Here is a 17,875-nt window from a genome sequence, read left to right as displayed (position 1 = left end):
ATGACCAGCGAGCAGGCTAGCCCTGCTCTTTTCGTATCCAACAGGCTGTCAGCGCCGGGCATCCATGAGTCTGCTTTCGGCCGCGCGCCAGATAATAGTCAGAATAAAGAACGCCATAGATGACAAACAAGCCCCGCCACCCCCATCGTAAACCCCTGTGGCAGAAACTCGCCAAGATCTTCCGCCCCTGGCACAGACGCTTAGGGATCGCCAGCGCCCTCTTAGTGGTCATGGTTGCAGTCACTGGCGTCTTAATCAACCACAGCAACGACTTCGCACTAGACAGCGCCCATGTACATCAGAGCCGGCTGCTGGATCACTATGGCATCAAGGCGCCTGGCCGGGTCGCCATCTTCGAAACACAGCCACTGCTCGCCACCAGCGATAACCTGCTCTGGCTAAAAGGCAAACCTGTATTAGAAGCCCAAGGGCCGCTGCTTGGTGCCCTCGCCTATGGCGAGCACTATGTGGCCATCGACGCCCAGCACCTCTATCTGCTGAGCCAAGACGGCGCATTGCTTGAACAGCAGGGCCGGGCAACCGGCCTGCCTCAAGATCTCAAAGCACTGGGCCTGCTGCCCACAGGTGACGGCCAGCAGCTATGGCTCGACACAGATTCGGGCAGTTATCTGAGCGATGCCGATCTCATCGAGTGGCAGGCGGCAAAGCCTCTGGTGGCCCTCGACTGGCAGGCGCCGCTGGCCGATGACAAGAGTAACAAGCTCATCCAGGAGTTATCACTCAGCGCCCGCGCCATGCACCTCACTTGGGAGCGTGTGCTGCTGGACCTGCACAGCGGCCGCATCGTCGGGCTAGCCGGCTCGCTGATGATGGATCTCGTCGCCCTCTGTCTCATCTTCATGGCGATCTCCGGCCTCTATCTATGGCAACAGGCCAAGCCTAAGAAACGCCGTAAGTAACTAGGCCCTAGGGCCTGTTTATCTTTCGCGTTCATTTGTGCAGCATTCTGTATCGCTTTTATACAAGGCAGAGCGATTGTAATGTGGTGTGCTACATCAATGAGCGATAACGCAGTAGAAAAATGATACAGACACTGCCCGCAGGGTTCGTCTTGAGCACGTTCAACTCTTTGTTGCTCGGCTTTATATATAGAATAACTATACTACAAGCCTCATGCCGCGATTTGAACGTGCTCAATTAGAACAAAATTTGTTCTCAAAAGGTCAACAGGCCCTAGCTCTGCCACCAAGACAGAGAGCGCCATATAGCGCGGTTCAATCCAGCGATACAATAAAAAAGCTCACCTAAGGTGAGCTTTTTTATTAACTATGGAAAGCCTGATAGCGCCTAGCCGCCCATCAGCTTCTGCCACCAGGACAGCGGATCGCCACAGTTCTTGGCCGGATGATAACTCTCACTCAAGGCCGGTAGCGCCACCACATTGTTGCAGCCCTTCTCCTTGGCGACCCCCGTCTTGGCATCGAAATATCCAGGCACCACTCCACTTACCGGCGTGCGTCTCAGGCTGATAGGCGCGCGCTGCTTGAGGAAGGCCTGGTACACGGCCATGGCGCCACTACTGCCATAGAGGCTGGTCTTGCCGTTGTCATCCAGCCCCACCCAGACAGCCGCCACGTTACGCTCATCGAATCCGGCAAACCAGGAGTCGCGCGAATCGTTACTGGTACCCGTCTTACCCGCCAGGGTCACGCCCGGGAAGGCTTGGCCCAACCTAGCGGCAGTGCCCGATTGCACCACCTGAGTCATGGCATGTTGCACCAGGAAGTCGCTGGCCACGGGGATCGCCTGATCCGTCGCGCGCTGACTGGCCGACAGAGCTTGATTATCGGCATCCAGCACATGGGTCACCGCACTCAGCTGACGGTAGCGACCGTTATCGGCCAGGGTCTGATACACCTGGGCCACCATCAAAGGCGAACCGTTGACCGCCCCCAGCAGCATGGAAGGATACTCGGGGATCGCCTCGTTCCAGCCAGACTTGGCCAGGGTGGTTGCCACCGCGTCTGTACCAATCGCCATCCCCAGGTTGACCGTCGGCACGTTCATCGACTTCTTGAAGGCGGTCAATAGCGGCACCTCGCCGGAGAACTGCTTGTTGACGTTTTGCGGCGACCAGGTCTTGCCATGGGAGTTGGTCAGAGTGATGGGCTCATCCTTTAACGGCGTCGCCAGGGTGTACTTGTCTCCATGGGTCAACGCCGTGGCATAGACGAACGGCTTGATCAGCGAGCCTATGGGGCGGCGGATCTCCACCGCGCGGTTAAAGCCTTGATAACTAGGCACCTTGTCGCCCACCATGGCGGCGATACCGGCAGAGTATTTGTCGGTGACCACCATGCCCACCTGCAGCGCCTTGTCGCGCTGCTCCAGTTTTTTCATGGTCGAGCGCACCGCCTGCTCCGCCGCCTCCTGGGCCAGGGGATCTAGGGTGGTGTAAACCTTGATGCCCGACTGCTGCAACAGGCTGTCGCCGAATCGGCGCGACAACTCGCCGCGCACCACGGCGAAGAAGGCCGGCAACTTCTGATGCACAGGCTTGCTCGCCTTACGCACACCGAGGGGAGATTCCACCGCGGCCTTGTACTGGGCCACCGGCAGCTGTCCCGACTCCATCAAGAGGCGCAGCACCAGATCCCGTCGCTCCTGAGCCCGCTCAGGATAACGCCAGGGGTTGTAGTAGGAAGGCCCCTTGATTGCCGCCACAAGGAAGGCCTGCTGCGGCAGGGTCAACTCGGCGATCGGCCGACCGAAATAGAACTGAGAGGCCAGGCCCATGCCGTGAACGGCGCGAGACTTATCCTGGCCCATATAGACCTCGTTGAGGTAGGCCTCAAGGATCTCATCCTTGTCGTAACGAAAATCGATAATGATCGCCATCAAGGCCTCTCTGAGCTTACGTATGATGGAGCGCTCACTGGAGAGGAAGAAGTTTTTCGCCAACTGCTGGGTCAGGGTCGAACCACCCTGCACAGTGCGCCCGGCGCTGATGTTGACCATGGCGGCACGTATGATGGCGAAGGGGTTAACCCCGTGATGCTCGTAGAAGCTCCTGTCTTCCACCAGGATTAGCGCATCGACGATCGCCTGGGGGATCTTATCTGTGGCCACAAACAACCTGTCTTCACCGTCGCCGGTGATCATGCGATCCAACAGCACAGGCTCAAGGTGGAACACCGCCAGCTCGCGGTGATCGCTATTGCGCGACACCGAGGCGACCCCCTGGCTGTCGAAGGTGATCATCACCCGCTGCGCCTCTTGGGATCCTTGGGGATGCAGGAAGGGACGACGCCAGAGATCCACCTTGGTCATGGAGGCAGAAAATTCCCCCACCTGGCGGGGGTTGGCCACCTTGCGGTAGCCCAGTAGCTTGAGCTCAGCGATCAGCTGAGCATGACTCACAGCGGCGCCGGGATAGAGGGCCATGGATCGGCTGAATACCTGCGCCGGCAGGTGCCACTTCTGCCCCTCAAACTTGCGGGCGATGATCTGATCCAGATAGATACTGTAGATGGTCATGGCGGCAATCAGGATCAGACCAAGCTTCCAGCTTAACGACCAGATCCTGCGTCCCCAACCCGGCCTCGCCGCAGCGGCACGCTTGCTCTTGGCCGTCTTACTCTTGCCCGACTTGCTACTAGCCGACTTGCCAGTAGAAGGCTTTCGATTAGAAGACTGGCGGGGTCTGCGTGGTTTTGGTGTCTCTTTATTCGTCATCGTATTTCCAGTCAAACAGCAAAGGGGCTAAAGCCCCTTTGCTGACATCTTTTTCTTGGTCAATTTAGTCGGCAAGGTGTTGGCGGGATCGTCCGGCCACAGATGCTTGGGATAGCGCCCCTTCATCTCTTTCTTCACCTCGACATAGGGGCCCGCCCAGAAGTTGACCAGATCCGCAGTCAGCGCCAGCGGTCGCATGGCCGGCGACAGCAGTTCCATGGTCACTGTCAACTTGCCCTGAGCCAGCCTGGGACTCTCGGCCATGCCCAGCGCCTCCTGCAGGCGCACACTCAGCAGGGCTCGCCCCGAATTTTCATATCGTATCGCCGCCCGAGTGCCCGTCTTCATCGGCCAATGGCTCGGCAGCGCCTCGTTTAATATCTGTTGTTGCCCCCACTCCATCTGGTTGTGGAGCAAGGTATAGAAATCCAGTCCCTTGAGCTGGGTAAGACGGCGCACACCGTCGAGATAGGGGCCGAGCCACTCAGGCAAGGTCGCGAGCAAGGCCTGATCACTCAGATCGGGCCAATCACCCGCTAGGCCGAGCTTGCTTGCCAAGGCGACGCGCAGGCGAAGCTGCTCCACCTTATCATCAAAGCCCAGTAAGGAGAGACCCTTAGTGCGGATCAGCTGATAGATCGCCTGCTTGATTGTCTCTTCATCCAGGGTAGCCAGGGGGCGCTCGCGCAATATGATAGCGCCGATACGCGCTTGAGTTAACCCGTAAAAACGCGCCTTCTCCTCATCCCAGCCAGTCTCAACAGCCGACTTCACCTGACTGGCCAGCGCCCCGTCAAACAGCGTCGCATCCAGCTTGGCCGCCAGCAGCACCCGGCCGCTGCTCTGGCCTTCACTCTCCTGAAACTGTGCTACCACCAGCCAGGGCTCACCCTGCAATGCATCGTCATCATTGAGGGCGACGCCTGCGCCGCAGGCCAGCTGATAGCCCTTGGCACCGCGTGCCTTGGCGATGCGATCGGGAAAGGCCAGCGCCAGCAGGGTGGCGATATCCTGGTCGCGACTCTCGCCGATGACCTTGGCTATCTGATTGCCTCGACCAGCATTCATCCTGGCCAGATATTGCTGCGCCAACTTGGCCGTTTCACCGCCCCTGGCATCGCTCAGATAACGGCTGATATCGGCGCCGCGTCGCGCCAGGGCGCGAGATTCCAGCAGCGCCGCCAGCACCGCCGCGATCGGCAGGTAATAGGGCTCGTCCATGCCGTCCATCTCCCTGGCGGCCAGCAGCATATGTGCCAGGCGCGGATGACAACCAAGCCGATAGGCGGCGCGGCCATGGGCGGTAATACGCCTGTCGCCATCCACCAGCGCCAGGGCTTGCAGCAGCTCCCAGGCCACCGTCTCATTGGCCTCGGACGGGGGCGAGATCAGCGGCAGAGCCCCCAGGGCGTTGACCCCCCAGTAGGCGGCATCAAGGGCTGAATTGGTCAGATCCCCATGGAGGATCTCGGGCTCATCGGCCTTGAGCAGACGCTCATGCTCCTGCTGCGGCCAGAGGCGAATGCAGTGGCCTTCACTCAGACGCCCTGCGCGGCCGCTACGCTGCGCCGCCGACGACTGGCTGATCCGTTTGAGTGACAGGCGGCTCACCGCCGTCTTGGGATTGAAACTTGCCTGACGCTTAAAGCCTGCGTCCACCACCAGACGGATATCTTGGATGGTCAGACTCGACTCGGCCACGTTGGTGGCGAGCACCAGCTTACGCATCCCAGGCGGTGGCGGCGCGATGGCGCTGTCTTGCTGCGCCGGCGGCAGGGCGCCATAAAGCGGCGTAATTAAAAATTGCTTAGCATCGAGCCGTTCCGATAACAGGGTCTGTAGCCGCGCTATCTCTCGCTGGCCGGGCAGAAAGGCCAGCAAGGAGCCCTCTTGATGCTCGGTCACCGCCTCGACGATCACCTTGGCCATGTGCAGCAGCCAGTCCTGATGGGCCGCGCCAGGGCGGTAACTCAGACTCACGGGAAAACTGCGGCCCTCACTCACCAGACTCGCCGCCTCGGGCATCAGCGCCTTTAGCGGCAAACCGTCCAGGGTGGCCGACATGGCGAGTATCTTAAGATCTTCGCGAAACGAGGCCTGCACCTCCAGCGCCAGTGCCAGACCGAGATCAGTGCTGAGGTGGCGCTCATGGATCTCATCGAAGATGACAAGCCCATAACCGTTAAGCTCAGGGTCTTGCTGGATCATCCGCGTCAGCACCCCTTCGGTCACCACCTCGAGGCGGGTCTTGGCGCTAACGCTCGACTCGCCGCGCACCCGAAAACCCACAGACTGACCCACGGCCTCCCCCCGCCTGGCCGCAATAAAATGCGCCACGCTACGGGCCGCGATGCGTCTGGGCTCCAGCATCAAGATCTTACCCTCAATCTCAGGCCAGTCGAGCATGGCCAGGGGCAGCGCGGTCGACTTGCCCGCGCCGGTCGGCGCCTGCAAGATCAGCTGGGCATTGTCCGCCAGCGTCCGCTGGATCTCGGGAAGGAGTGTCTGGATCGGGACTTGACTAAATTCTTGAGTAGCTACTTGGTTCAAAGGGCGCATTCAATCGGCAAAAACTGGCGACAGTTTACTAAAGATGAGGACAAAGCTAAACAGAGGAGTCCCCGCTTAGGCCTTGCCTTAGGTTAACATCTCTTAACCTTCCAGCTCGCGATACCAGTGCAGTCCCTCAGCCGAGGTCAGGGTCGACAGCGGCGCGGGACACGCTATGCCATAGCCCTGGCCAAACTCGACGCCCAGTTTTAACAGGTGTTTGGCGATTTCGAGCGACTCGACAAACTCGGCCACTATCTCAAACTCCATGTCACGGCCGAGCTGACAGATGGCAGAGACGATGGCCTGGTCGGCGCGATCCTCACACAGGTGCTGAATGAACTGGCCGTCAATCTTCACATAATCGACATTGAGCAACTTAAGATAGGCAAAGCTGGAAAACCCTGAGCCAAAGTCATCCAGCGCCAGCTTACAACCAAGTGGCTTCACCGTATTGATTAGCCCAGTGGCATGATCCAGCTGGCTCACCGCCGCCGTCTCTGTGATCTCGAAACAGAGCTTACTCACCAGCTCAGGCTCGCCCAGCAGGCGCATCTCCAGCCAGTTGATAAACTCGCTGTCGCTGATGGAGAGCGCCGACAGGTTCACCGACACCATAGAAAGTGACTGCCACAACGCCAGGTGTTCACTGCCCCAACGCAGCAGCTTATCGATCACCCAGCGATCCAGCTTGGACGCCAGGTTAAAACGCTCGGCGGCGGGCAGGAAGATCCCCGGCGGGATCAGCTCCCCCTCGGGCGAACGCATGCGCAGCAAGATCTCAAAGTGCAGCCCGTCGTCGTTGACATTCAGGGGCTCTATGGGTTGATAGAAGAGTTCAAACCTGTCATTCGCCAGGGCACCGACGATATCCACCGAGGCATTCATCTCGGTATTGAGTTTCTCGACCACGGGATCTTGGGCACTATAGAAGTACCAGGCGTTACCGCCCTTCTCCTTGACCAGACGACAGGCGGCACCGGCACGGCGCAGCAGATCCGAGACAGAGTCGACCTCGCTCTCGCAGCGGGCCAGCCCCATGCTGACGCTCACGCTATGGCGGCGCCCCTCCCAGCAAAACTCATGGTTGGCCATCGCATGACAGATACGCTCGGCGACCTGCTCGGCGCTCTGCGCATCAATATTGGGCATCAGGATGCCAAATTCATCGCCGCTGAGACGGGCGATCACATCTTCCTTGCGTACCAACTGACTCAGGCGGGCTGCCAGCTGGCACAAGAGCTGATCGCCGGCCCTGTGACCGCTGACATTATTGACCACCTGAAACCTGTCCAGGTTGATGAAGCCGACGAAGGTAGAGCGCTCGCACTGACAGGGATTGGCCAGATCATACAGGGCCTCGAAGTAGGCGCGATTGGGCAGCCCAGTCAGCGAGTCGAAATTGAGCGAAACGCTGCGCTCTTCGCTCTCCACTGCTGGCTCGCCCACAGGCTCCACCAGCATGAGAATGGGGCCATCTTCACCGGACAGGCAGAGAAATGTCACCTTGGACAAGTCATCGTCCAAGGCATATTTCAGCGGTACCTCGCAGCTGGATTGCTCCAGCAGCTGATCTCTTACCAGGGCCATGGTCTCGAGCAGACGCTTCTGCGCCCGCTTGGGCACCAGGCTCTCCACCTTCTGCAGCGTCTCCACACGCAGTATCTCGGCCGCACTCTGATTGTAGCGAATCACCCTGTCATCCACGCCGATATGCACGCAGGGAATCGGCAGACGATAGAGATGCTCGATACAGACCAGCTCGTTACTCTTGGCATTTAAGCGCTGGCGCGCCGCCTCCTGTACCAGCCCCAGCATACTGCCGGCCAGCAGCAGATTGTGGCGAATAGCCTCTGGCCATATGCCGTTGCAGTCGTAGCGATAGGCGCCGAAGATATAGTGCCTCTCTCCTCCCACGGGCAGCAGCAGGACGCTGCGGATCTTGGCCTGGTTGAGGCGCAGACGGCTGTCCTCATCATCGATGATCGCGGCCACATCTTCGACTATGGCGGGTTCGCGCAGGGAGGTGTAGGAATGCAGGTGACGGTTATTGGCGACCCGACTGAGCAACATCTCGGCGTCGCGCTTACTGAAAATAGAGGCGTCGGACTGGTACATGGCTTCGATCTGCACCGGCAAACGTCCCTTGCCGATACGTAACAGAAACAGGCCATCACACTGATTGCTGGCGGCAAGTTGCTGCAGGATAAGCTGCAGCTCCTCTTCCAGATCGTGTTCGCATAAGTAAGCAAGCGTCTGCTCTAGCGATAGGGGGCCCTGTTGCGTATCGGATGACATATACTATCTAGTCCTTAGATTGGCTAACCTGATACAAACACTGATTATAGTCAGAAATCATAGGATTACCTTATGATTAAAGTTGTAACGGCTAGCTGTGAGTGACTATAGGTTATATTTCGCTTTTACAGCGACACCAGCAAAATAAGTCGCTTAAAAATCAAGCCAGTAGAAAGCTCAACTCGTAGCATTTTTGTAACACACTTTAACCTTTATCGGCAACCAGGGGACACCAATGAAACGACTCTTTCTCGCCATCGCCCCCGATGCGGTGCAGCTGGCGCAACTGACCCAGTTACAGGCGAGCTTAGACGGTGAGGGACGCCTAGTCCCCAGAGACAATCTGCACATGACGCTAGCCTTCCTCGGCCAGTGCAGCGAGGCGCAGCAGGAGGCGCTATGCGACACCCTCGACAGGCTCGGCCATCAACGCCGTTTACCGGCTTTCGAGGTGACCCTCAACACCCTGGACCATTGGCTTAAGCCTAAGATTATCTGTCTCAAGGGTGTGGCGCGGGATCCCGGACTCATCAGCCTGTTCGATTTATGCCAAGGGCTGGCCCAGCAGCTGGGTCTACACACCAGCGAGCACAGCTTTACGCCCCATATTACCTTGATGCGTAAGGCCAAGGTGCTACCCGAGTTCAAGGCGCCTTCCCTCACCCTCAGCGGCAACGCCCTGCATCTATATCACTCTCAGAGTAGCGAGCAGGGCGTGCAGTATAAGGTATTGGCCTCCTGGCCGCTCACGGCCCCAAAAGCATAAAAAAACGCGCCAAATGGCGCGTTTTTCTCTTTCACTACAACTTAGTCCTGCAGCAGCTCGGCGATGGTCAACACGCCATGTGCGGTTGCCCCAGCGGCCCACAGGCCGTTAGCCGTGTCGGCGAAGGCCGAGGCGAGATCCATGTGCAGCCACTGAGTGTCATCGGACACGAAACGCCAGAGGAAACCGGCGGCATTTGAGGCGCCACCCGCACCGCCACCCTTCACTGGGCGGCTGTTAGCGGTATCGGCATAGGCTGATGGACACATCTCTTTATGCCAAGGCTCAAGTGGCAGCGGCCATACCTGCTCGGCCACGGCGGATGCCTTCTCCTGCGTACGGCTGATCAGCTCACGGCTAGGTGAGAAGATGGCGTTGTATGATGTACCCACCGCCATCACGGCGGCGCCGGTCAGGGTCGCGGCATCGATCACCAGAGGCGCACCGGTTTCACAGGCGGCCTGCAGACCATCGGCCAGCACCAGACGCCCCTCGGCATCCGTGTTTACCACCTCGACCGAGACACCATTCTTATAGGTGAGGATATCCCCCAGCTTATAGGCTCGGCCGCTGATCAGGTTCTCGGCGCAGCAGAGGAACAGCTTGATACGCTTGTTCAGGCCAGACTTAATAGCCAGTCCCAGGGCCGCGGTCACGGTCGCCGCGCCGCCCATGTCACACTTCATGCCCAGCATGCCTTCGGATGCCTTGATGCTGTAACCGCCAGAGTCGAAGGTGATCCCCTTACCGACCAGGGCCGCCGACACAGGCGCGTCTTCGCCCAGCGGGTTATAATCCAGCTCCAGCAACGCAGGTGGACGCTCGCTGCCACGACCGACAGAGTGAATACCGATCCACTTCTCTTCCAGCAGGGCTTCCCCTTCGATGATGCGGTAGCTCACCTTGTCGCCGCCCACTTTAGTCAGCCACTGGGCCGCCTGGTTGGCCAGGGTCATTGGGGCCAAGTTTTCAGGAGTCTCGTTGATCAACTGTCGGGCGAAGGCCGCGCTATCGCGTCTGTCGTCCAGAACCTTCTTGACGGCATCGTCGCCGGTCCAGGCAATCTTGCCGATCTGCTTGGCGGTAGCAAAGCCCTGGGCGAAGGCCCACTGAGTGTGAAGATCCCACAGCTCGCCCTCGAGCGCCACCTCGTTAATCCCCTGACCGCGCAGCTTACGTGCCGCCTGCTGCACCTGGCGTAGCTGATCCCCCGCCTGCAGATGGATATTGGCTTGGCCAGTCGTAAAGGTCACATCTGCGCTGCCCCAATGGGCCGCTGGGGCGTCCTCGGTCAGATAAATCTTCATCACGTCGCTCATAATTGTTCCTTGTCAGTACAGAGAGTGGCTAGGCATTAGGGCCTGTTAATCTTTCAAGTTTAATTTTTGTTCAATCTAAACGCGTTTTGCACGAGGCGAGAGCCATGAAGCATAGTTACTCTATGTGAATGGCGAACAACAAAGAAATCGTCTGGAACGATTTCTAACAGCCTAGCTGACCGCCTGCGGTGAAAGGCAGGAAGCCTTTCATAAAGTGCAGCGCGCGTTTAGATGAACCCGTTGGGCAGCGTTTGTAGGCCATTTCTACGGCGTTATCGCCAGTTTGTGTAGAAGACTACACGACACAGGCTCTGCCTTGTATAAATCACCTTCAAACAGCTGCAAAAACAAACGGAAAAGATCAACAGGCCCTAGTGGGCCTGCCTAATAATGCAGCCAAGTATAACGCCAATCGCCCTGCTTTATCTAACCTACTCACACTTAACCTAAAAGGGCGCCGCGACAGCACGCCGCCTAATAAGGTAGAATCCGGGCGCTAAGTATCGGCGTATCTCAACAGGGAGTCTCAGACACTCGGGCTCCAGACAGGCCCAAGACAACTCCATGCTCAGCCCTAAGCTCAGTCCCTAACTCAGCCAAAGACATATAAGCAGAACAACAAGGTCAAAAAGATGATTTTTACCCCCGCATTTGAACAGGGAAAGTTACTCAGACGCTATAAGCGCTTCCTCGCCGACGTGCAGCTCAGCGACGGCTCGGAGATCACCATCCACTGCCCCAACACGGGCTCGATGCGCAACTGCCTGTTTCCCGGTGAGCCCGTCTGGTTCTCTACCTCAGATAATCCCAAGCGTAAGTATGCCCACACCTGGGAGCAGGCGGCCTCCGATGAGGGTCACATCATAGGGATCAACACGGGAAGGGCCAACGCCCTGGCGGCCGAGGCGATTGAGGCCGGGGTAATAAGCGAACTGACCGGCTACGACAGCCTGCGCCGCGAGGTCAAATATGGCAGCGAGAACAGCCGTATCGATCTCCTGCTGGAGAGCAAGAACAAACCCGCCTGCTATATAGAAGTCAAAAGTTGTACCTTATTAGAGCAGGATCAGGGGTATTTCCCGGACGCGGTGACCACTCGTGGTCAGAAACATCTGCGCGAGCTGATGGAGATGGTCAAGCTAGGCCACAGGGCGGTGCTGCTATTTGTGGTGCAACATACTGGGATAACCACTGTGGCAGCGGCCCGCCATATCGACCCTGAGTACGCCGATCTGCTCGCTCAGGCGCACCTGGCGGGGGTAGAAATTCTCGCCTACCGCTGCGAACTATCGCCCAGTGCCGCCAAGCTGATTAAATCCTGCCCTGTCAAGTTGTAAATAGACGGTAAAAGTTGAATTAATACGTAATAGAGGACATAGTCAAAAGATAAACTCATGGCAGCTTAAAAAATTTGCGTGGTATATCAGATTCTGATATAGATATCGGCCTTTAATAAAAGACGCCCTACAACGCAAATGATTAACAGGAGATGCGTTATGCCTGAAGGCACTAAAAAACTTGGCGTGCTCGCTATCGCAGGTGTAGATCCTTACCAGGAAAAACCGGGTGAGGAATATATGAATACCGCTCAACTGGGTCACTTCAAAAAGATTCTCGATGCTTGGCGTAGTCAGCTCCGTGAAGAAGTGGATCGCACCCTGAATCATATGCAAGATGAAGCGGCTAACTTCCCAGACCCTGTCGACCGTGCGGCTCAGGAAGAGGAGTTCAGTCTTGAACTACGCGCCCGTGACAGAGAGCGTAAGCTGATCAAGAAGATTGAAAAGACATTGCAGAAGATCGAAGACGACGATTTCGGTTTCTGTGATTCATGCGGTATCGAAATCGGTATCCGACGTCTCGAAGCCCGTCCGACGGCCGACCTTTGTATCGACTGTAAGACGCTCGCCGAGATCAAAGAGAAACAGATGGCCGGTTAATCTGGCGAGAAGCGGGGCTTAGCCCCGCTTTTTTGTATCCAGTCGCCCCAATCAGCGATATAGATAGTGTTAACAAAGGTTTTGCCGTGAGCCCCCAAGCAGACCCAACCCTCTTCCCCAATCACCCTAAGCTAGACGACAAGGCCTATATCGGCCGCTTCGCCCCCTCGCCCTCTGGGCCGCTGCACTTTGGCTCCCTTGTCGCCGCACTGGGCAGCTATCTGCGAGCCCGTGCCGAGCAGGGTCAGTGGCTGGTGCGTATCGAAGATATCGACCCGCCCAGAGAGGTAGCCGGCGCCAGCGAGCTCATACTCAAGACCCTAGAGGCCTACGGCCTACATTGGGATGGCGCCGTGCTCTATCAGCGTGAGCGCCTAGAGGCCTACCAGGCGAGCCTCGATAGCCTGCTGGCAGAGGACATGGCCTACTACTGCCAATGTACCCGCAAGCAGATCCAAGCGATGGGCGGCACCTATGATGGCCGCTGCGCGACCCGCACAGCTAAACATACAGCAGGCGCTATTCGCATCCGTAACACGCTTGCCATAGATCATTTCGATGACGAGCTGCTGGGGCCTATCCAGGTCGAGCCAGTGTTTGCCGCCGAGGACTTTATCATCAAGCGCCGCGACGGCCTCTACGCTTATCAGCTGGCCGTGGTGATGGACGATGCCTTTCAGGGCATTACCGAGGTGGTGCGCGGCGCCGACCTGCTCACCTCCAGCGCCCGCCAGACGACCCTGTTTCGCCTCTTTGGCGAACACACGCCTAAGTGGCTGCACCTGCCTCTGGCCTGCGCCGAGCCCGGGATGAAACTCTCGAAACAGAATCACGCCCCGGCCATCGACCTTAAGGCGCCACAGGCCAGCATCAATGCGGCGCTCGCCTTCCTCGGACAGCCCCTCTGCGACCCCGACAGGGTCGAGACCATGCTGACCCAGGCCGTCAGCCAGTTTGACCTGAGCCGAATCCCGCGCCAGCAGGAGATCATACTTCCGCCGGGCGCTTAAGTCCGCTAAGGCCATAAACCAAACCGCCGTCACGAAACCCGATTTGACAGGCTAAGTCCGGGTATACTCTTTAACCCATAATTGAGTTATGATAGCGGCCTAATTTTAACCCTGACTCAAGATCCAAGTTCGAGGTGTCCTATTTTTCGCCGTATTAGTCAATTCTGTAAACAGCTTTTTGAAGACAATCAAAACACCACAGAAACCACACCAGCGGGACTAAGCCTGGAGATAGTTGCACGCAAACATCATGCAATCTCTCGCAAGCACATTAGCGAAAACGCTATTAAGGTACTCTATCGTCTACACAAATCTGGCTTTAAGGCCTATTTGGTGGGCGGCGGCGTGCGCGACATCCTCCTCGGTCTAGAGCCCAAGGATTTCGACGTGGTCACCAACGCCACGCCGGAAGAGATTAAGAAGCTATTTCGTAACTGCCGCCTGGTGGGACGCAGATTCCGTCTGGCCCATATCGTCTTCGGTCGCGACGTCATCGAGGTCGCGACCCTGAGGGGCCATCATGTAGATAGCGGCGAAAAGATCTCTAAGATCAACGCCGAGGGTCGCCTGCTGCGCGACAACGTCTACGGCACCATAGATGAAGACGCCGAGCGCCGCGACTTCACGGTTAACGCCCTCTATTACGATATCAGCGACTTCTCCATCCACAGCTATGGCGGCGGCCTGCAAGATCTCGAGTCTCGCACCCTGCGCCTCATCGGTGACCCACAGAAACGCTACCGCGAAGATCCCGTGCGTATGCTGCGCGCCGTACGTTTTGCCACTAAGCTGGGGATGAACATAGACAAGGCAGCGGCCGAGCCGATCTCCGAGCTGGCGCCCCTGCTGAAAGATATTCCCGCCGCCCGCATGTATGAAGAGGTACTCAAGCTCTTCTTCGCCGGTCAGGCACAAAATAATTTCGTCATGATGCGCGACTTTGGCCTGTTTGCCCCCCTCTTTCCCCTGGTGGATAACCTGCTAGAGGAAGATCCCAAGGGGCCTAGTCACAAGATGATCAAGGCGATCATGCGCAACACTGACGAGCGGGTGCAGCAAGATAAGTCGGTCACGCCGGCCTTCTTCTACGCCGCCATGCTCTGGTACCCCCTCAGTCAACGGGCCGACGATATCGCCCTGGAGAGTGGACTGAGCCAATACGACGCTTTCTACGCCGCCATGGGCGATGTGATGGAGCAGCAGTGCCGCACCATCAGCATTCCCCGTCGCTTCAGCACCCCGGCCAAGGATATCTGGCAGCTGCAACTGAGGTTCGAGCGCAATCAGGGCACACGTGCCTTCAAGTTTATCGAGCATCCTAAGTTCCGCGCCGCCTATGATCTGCTATTGCTGAGGGCCGAGGCCGAGGGCGGCAACCTGGCCAAGACGGCCGCCTGGTGGAAGAGCTTCGTCGAAGGCAGCGAAGAGCAGCGCAGCGTCATCGCCCGCAGCACCAACAAGGGTAGCCGCAACCGCAACAACCGCCGTCGTCGCAGCCCGAAGAAGACACCGAAAGCCGAATAATGAACATCGTCTATGTCGCACTGGGGGCTAATCTCGCGTCCCCTAAAGCCCAATTGGATCAGGCCTGTCAGGCACTGAAGGCCTTGGCAAGCGACGGACAACTTAGCGTCTCCCCTTATTACCAGAGCGCCCCCATGGGCGATGTACCGCAGCCCGACTACCTCAATGCCGTGGCTAGCTTTACCACTACCCTAGCGCCACTGGCGCTGCTCGATGCCCTGCAGGCGATCGAGAACGAACAAGGCCGGGTGCGCGAGGTACGCTGGGGCGCCAGAACCTTAGATCTGGACCTGCTCCTCTATGGCGACTGGCAATTGGATATCCCACGTCTTCAAGTGCCACACTACGGCATGAAGACCCGCAGCTTCGTATTAATTCCCCTGTCAGATCTGGCGCCAACGCTCATTCTCCCCTGCGGAACCCAACTCAGCTCACTGATCACCGAGGAACTTAAGAGGCAAGTTCAACAACTCGGCCCGGATCATTGAACTTAGGCCCCAGTTAGCTTATAAAGCACACTACTGCCCAGGCAGAACCCTTTTTTAAATCAAAGTTAAGACCAGCATTATGTCTAAGATAACCAGCTCTACCCTGCTGAAATTCAAGCAGGAAGGTAAGAAGTTCACTGCACTCACCGCCTATGATGCCAGCTTTGCGGGCGCCTTCGACAGCGAAGGGATCGACGTCCTACTGGTGGGCGACTCGTTAGGCATGGTATTGCAGGGACACGACGACACCCTGCCGGTCACAGTCGAAGATATCGCCTACCACACTCGTTGTGTGCGTCGTGGCATCAAGCGTTCACTGCTGATCGCCGACATGCCCTTCATGAGCTACGCCACACCAGAGCAGGCGATGACCAATGCCACCGCCCTGATGCAGGCAGGCGCCAACATGGTGAAACTCGAAGGCGGTCACTGGCTGCTGGAAACCGTCACTAAGCTAACCGAGCGCGGCATTCCCGTGTGTGCCCACCTGGGACTCACCCCGCAATCTGTGCATGTCTTCGGCGGCTTCAAGGTACAGGGCCGTGACGCCGACAACGCCCAGCGCATCATAGATGAAGCCAAGGCGATCGAGGCGGCCGGTGCCCAGCTATTGGTGCTCGAGTGTATCCCGGCCGCGCTGGCAAAGAGCATCACAGAGGCCCTCACCATTCCCGTTATCGGCATTGGCGCAGGCGCCGACACCGACGGTCAGATCCTGGTGATGCACGACGTGCTGGGGATCTCCAGCGGCTACATTCCACGCTTCTCGAAGAACTATCTGGCCCAGACCGGCGAGATCCGCAGCGCCATTCGCGCCTATATCGAAGAGGTCGACACTGGCGTCTTCCCCGCCGCCGAGCATACATTTAGCTAAGAAAGGTTGCTGTAACATGTACACCACCCAAGATATCGCCGCGATCCGCACCCAGGTGCGTCAGTGGAAACATGCCGGCGAGACAGTGGCATTCGTGCCCACCATGGGCAATCTGCACCAGGGGCATATCACCCTGGTCACCGAGGCGCTTAAACGCGCCGATCACGTGGTGGTCTCCATCTTCGTAAACCCTATGCAGTTTGGACAGAATGAAGATCTGGATGCCTACCCGCGCACCCTGGCCGCCGATCAGGCCGCCCTCGAGGCCGCCGGTGCCGAGCTGTTGTTTACCCCAACACCGGCCATCATCTATCCCAAGGGGATGGATAAGCAGACCTTTGTCGAGGTGCCGGGCCTGTCTGAAGAGCTGTGCGGCGCTAGTCGCCCTGGGCACTTTCGCGGCGTCGCCACCATAGTCTGCAAGCTATTCAACATAGTGCAGCCAGACGTGGCCCTGTTCGGCAAGAAGGACTTCCAGCAGCTGATGGTGATCAAGGCCATGGTGGAAGATCTGTCTCTGCCTATCGAGATCTTCGGTGTCGATACCATTCGTGAGCGCTCTGGCCTGGCCATGAGTTCACGCAATGGCTACCTCAGCGAGTCTCAGAAGCAGCAGGCGGCTCAGCTTAAGCGCACCCTGGATGAGATGGCCGAGGCGATCGCCCAGGGTCAAGCCATCCCTAATGTAGTGCAGCAGGCTCAGGAGCAGTTGCACCAGGCTGGGTTTAAGCCTGATTACCTGTCGGTGCGCAACGCCGCCGATCTGCGCGAAGCCAGCGACGACGACAAGCAGCTGGTGATCCTGGCCGCCGCCTTTATGGGCAGCACACGCCTTATTGATAACTTAACCTTCGAGCGTCCCTAAACTTAGGGACGTTCGCGCCTAAAAATCGCTTCTCCGACCGGGGAAGCGATTTTCTATATTTAGCGTATTTTTCATCCTGAGATTTGCCCCAAAACACCGCAATTTGCTCTAAACCTTGCCAGCTAAGTCCCTGGTAATGCACCAAAGTCGATCGGCCTGCCAGGCAAAAATGCCATTATTTTCAGAAATAAAATTACTTATTTGAGCGAAAGCCAATAAAGTGACCTGGATCCAGATCCCCTGCAATTCATTTACATGCATTTCAAGCGATTAAGCATGCTTTCTGGCTAACCTACTGAAATTAATTGGTAATACCTATTTACCAGAAATGCCAGGCTCCAACAGAGGTTTCACAAGGTGATCTGGATCACTAAAGCCAAATTTCCACCACTAACTGATTAGATTCTAAACTGAAATTATCCGATCAGATATTTCCACTTTTGAGACCAAATTAGAGTAATAACTCTTAGTAAAATCCCATTTTCAGCTAAAAAGCGTCATGTAACTTTCAAAAAGTTATAAAAGCCCGCTCCGACCAGTGATAT

At 57.4% G+C, this 17,875-nt stretch carries 13 protein-coding genes; 9 read left to right on the top strand and 4 right to left on the bottom strand.

Features of this window, described 5'->3' with window-relative positions; genetic code table 11:
- Positions 1-119 precede the first annotated feature (119 nt).
- Positions 120-920, top strand: coding sequence for a PepSY-associated TM helix domain-containing protein (locus tag L1D43_RS01245; RefSeq protein WP_239849639.1), 801 nt, complete (start codon positions 120-122; stop codon positions 918-920).
- 388 nt (positions 921-1,308) lie between these two features.
- On the opposite strand, the gene mrcB is transcribed toward L1D43_RS01245, so the two are convergent.
- From mrcB to L1D43_RS01230, 3 genes are all read right to left on the bottom strand, one after another.
- Entirely contained in the window at positions 1,309-3,696 is a 2,388-nt protein-coding gene (gene mrcB / locus L1D43_RS01240; RefSeq protein WP_239849638.1) for a penicillin-binding protein 1B, read from the bottom strand.
- Positions 3,697-3,723: 27 nt separating this feature from the next.
- On the bottom strand, positions 3,724-6,255 hold the full coding sequence (hrpB, locus tag L1D43_RS01235) for an ATP-dependent helicase HrpB (RefSeq protein ID WP_239849637.1): 2,532 nt from the start codon (positions 6,253-6,255) through the stop codon (positions 3,724-3,726).
- Positions 6,256-6,348: 93 nt separating this feature from the next.
- Positions 6,349-8,544, bottom strand: a complete 2,196-nt coding sequence (locus tag L1D43_RS01230; RefSeq protein ID WP_239849636.1) for an EAL domain-containing protein — start codon at positions 8,542-8,544, stop codon at positions 6,349-6,351.
- Between the two features lie 235 nt (positions 8,545-8,779).
- Here L1D43_RS01230 and thpR point away from each other — a divergent pair, with 235 nt between their 5' ends.
- The gene (thpR, locus tag L1D43_RS01225; RefSeq protein WP_239849635.1) at positions 8,780-9,310 is read left to right on the top strand and encodes an RNA 2',3'-cyclic phosphodiesterase; all 531 of its coding nucleotides are present in this window, start codon (positions 8,780-8,782) and stop codon (positions 9,308-9,310) included.
- A 41-nt stretch (positions 9,311-9,351) separates the two neighbouring features.
- Here the strand turns inward: thpR and pepB are convergent, their stop codons facing one another.
- A complete protein-coding gene (gene pepB, locus L1D43_RS01220) occupies positions 9,352-10,629 on the bottom strand; it encodes an aminopeptidase PepB (protein ID WP_239849634.1) in 1,278 nt (425 codons plus the stop codon).
- Positions 10,630-11,261: 632 nt separating this feature from the next.
- Here pepB and sfsA point away from each other — a divergent pair.
- From sfsA to panC, 7 genes are all read left to right on the top strand, one after another.
- On the top strand, positions 11,262-11,966 hold the full coding sequence (gene sfsA / locus L1D43_RS01215) for a DNA/RNA nuclease SfsA (RefSeq protein WP_239849633.1): 705 nt from the start codon (positions 11,262-11,264) through the stop codon (positions 11,964-11,966).
- A 159-nt stretch (positions 11,967-12,125) separates the two neighbouring features.
- A complete protein-coding gene (gene dksA, locus L1D43_RS01210) occupies positions 12,126-12,569 on the top strand; it encodes an RNA polymerase-binding protein DksA (protein WP_011866925.1) in 444 nt (147 codons plus the stop codon).
- 86 nt (positions 12,570-12,655) lie between these two features.
- Positions 12,656-13,579, top strand: coding sequence for a tRNA glutamyl-Q(34) synthetase GluQRS (gluQRS, locus tag L1D43_RS01205; protein WP_239849632.1), 924 nt, complete (start codon positions 12,656-12,658; stop codon positions 13,577-13,579).
- An 81-nt stretch (positions 13,580-13,660) separates the two neighbouring features.
- A complete protein-coding gene (gene pcnB, locus L1D43_RS01200) occupies positions 13,661-15,103 on the top strand; it encodes a polynucleotide adenylyltransferase PcnB (protein ID WP_239849631.1) in 1,443 nt (480 codons plus the stop codon).
- Positions 15,103-15,591, top strand: coding sequence for a 2-amino-4-hydroxy-6-hydroxymethyldihydropteridine diphosphokinase (folK, locus tag L1D43_RS01195; protein ID WP_239849630.1), 489 nt, complete (start codon positions 15,103-15,105; stop codon positions 15,589-15,591). Before pcnB ends, folK begins: the two co-directional genes overlap by 1 nt.
- Positions 15,592-15,670: 79 nt before the next feature.
- Entirely contained in the window at positions 15,671-16,465 is a 795-nt protein-coding gene (gene panB, locus L1D43_RS01190; protein ID WP_160797849.1) for a 3-methyl-2-oxobutanoate hydroxymethyltransferase, read from the top strand.
- A 16-nt stretch (positions 16,466-16,481) separates the two neighbouring features.
- Positions 16,482-17,330 (top strand): pantoate--beta-alanine ligase, encoded by an 849-nt coding sequence (gene panC / locus L1D43_RS01185; RefSeq protein WP_239849629.1) that lies wholly within the window; start codon positions 16,482-16,484, stop codon positions 17,328-17,330.
- The last annotated feature ends 545 nt before the right edge of the window (positions 17,331-17,875 follow it).

Source organism: Shewanella sp. Isolate8 (genome assembly GCF_022398495.1).
In the GTDB taxonomy this organism is placed as follows: Bacteria; Pseudomonadota; Gammaproteobacteria; order Enterobacterales; family Shewanellaceae; genus Shewanella; species Shewanella aquimarina.
The sequence above is the reverse complement of the archived record's forward strand: the minus strand, read 5'-3'. Positions and strand labels throughout refer to the sequence as shown.

What these genes read in the sequence shown, in the direction of transcription:
- hrpB (WP_239849637.1), bottom strand. Translation starts at nt 6,255, where the DNA reads ATGCGCCCTTTGAACCAAGTAGCTACTCAAGAATTTAGTCAAGTCCCG.
- sfsA (WP_239849633.1), top strand. Translation starts at nt 11,262, where the DNA reads ATGATTTTTACCCCCGCATTTGAACAGGGAAAGTTACTCAGACGCTAT.
- folK (WP_239849630.1), top strand. Translation starts at nt 15,103, where the DNA reads ATGAACATCGTCTATGTCGCACTGGGGGCTAATCTCGCGTCCCCTAAA.
- pepB (WP_239849634.1), bottom strand. Translation starts at nt 10,629, where the DNA reads ATGAGCGACGTGATGAAGATTTATCTGACCGAGGACGCCCCAGCGGCC.
- dksA (WP_011866925.1), top strand. Translation starts at nt 12,126, where the DNA reads ATGCCTGAAGGCACTAAAAAACTTGGCGTGCTCGCTATCGCAGGTGTA.
- thpR (WP_239849635.1), top strand. Translation starts at nt 8,780, where the DNA reads ATGAAACGACTCTTTCTCGCCATCGCCCCCGATGCGGTGCAGCTGGCG.
- L1D43_RS01230 (WP_239849636.1), bottom strand. Translation starts at nt 8,544, where the DNA reads ATGTCATCCGATACGCAACAGGGCCCCCTATCGCTAGAGCAGACGCTT.
- L1D43_RS01245 (WP_239849639.1), top strand. Translation starts at nt 120, where the DNA reads ATGACAAACAAGCCCCGCCACCCCCATCGTAAACCCCTGTGGCAGAAA.
- panC (WP_239849629.1), top strand. Translation starts at nt 16,482, where the DNA reads ATGTACACCACCCAAGATATCGCCGCGATCCGCACCCAGGTGCGTCAG.
- mrcB (WP_239849638.1), bottom strand. Translation starts at nt 3,696, where the DNA reads ATGACGAATAAAGAGACACCAAAACCACGCAGACCCCGCCAGTCTTCT.
- panB (WP_160797849.1), top strand. Translation starts at nt 15,671, where the DNA reads ATGTCTAAGATAACCAGCTCTACCCTGCTGAAATTCAAGCAGGAAGGT.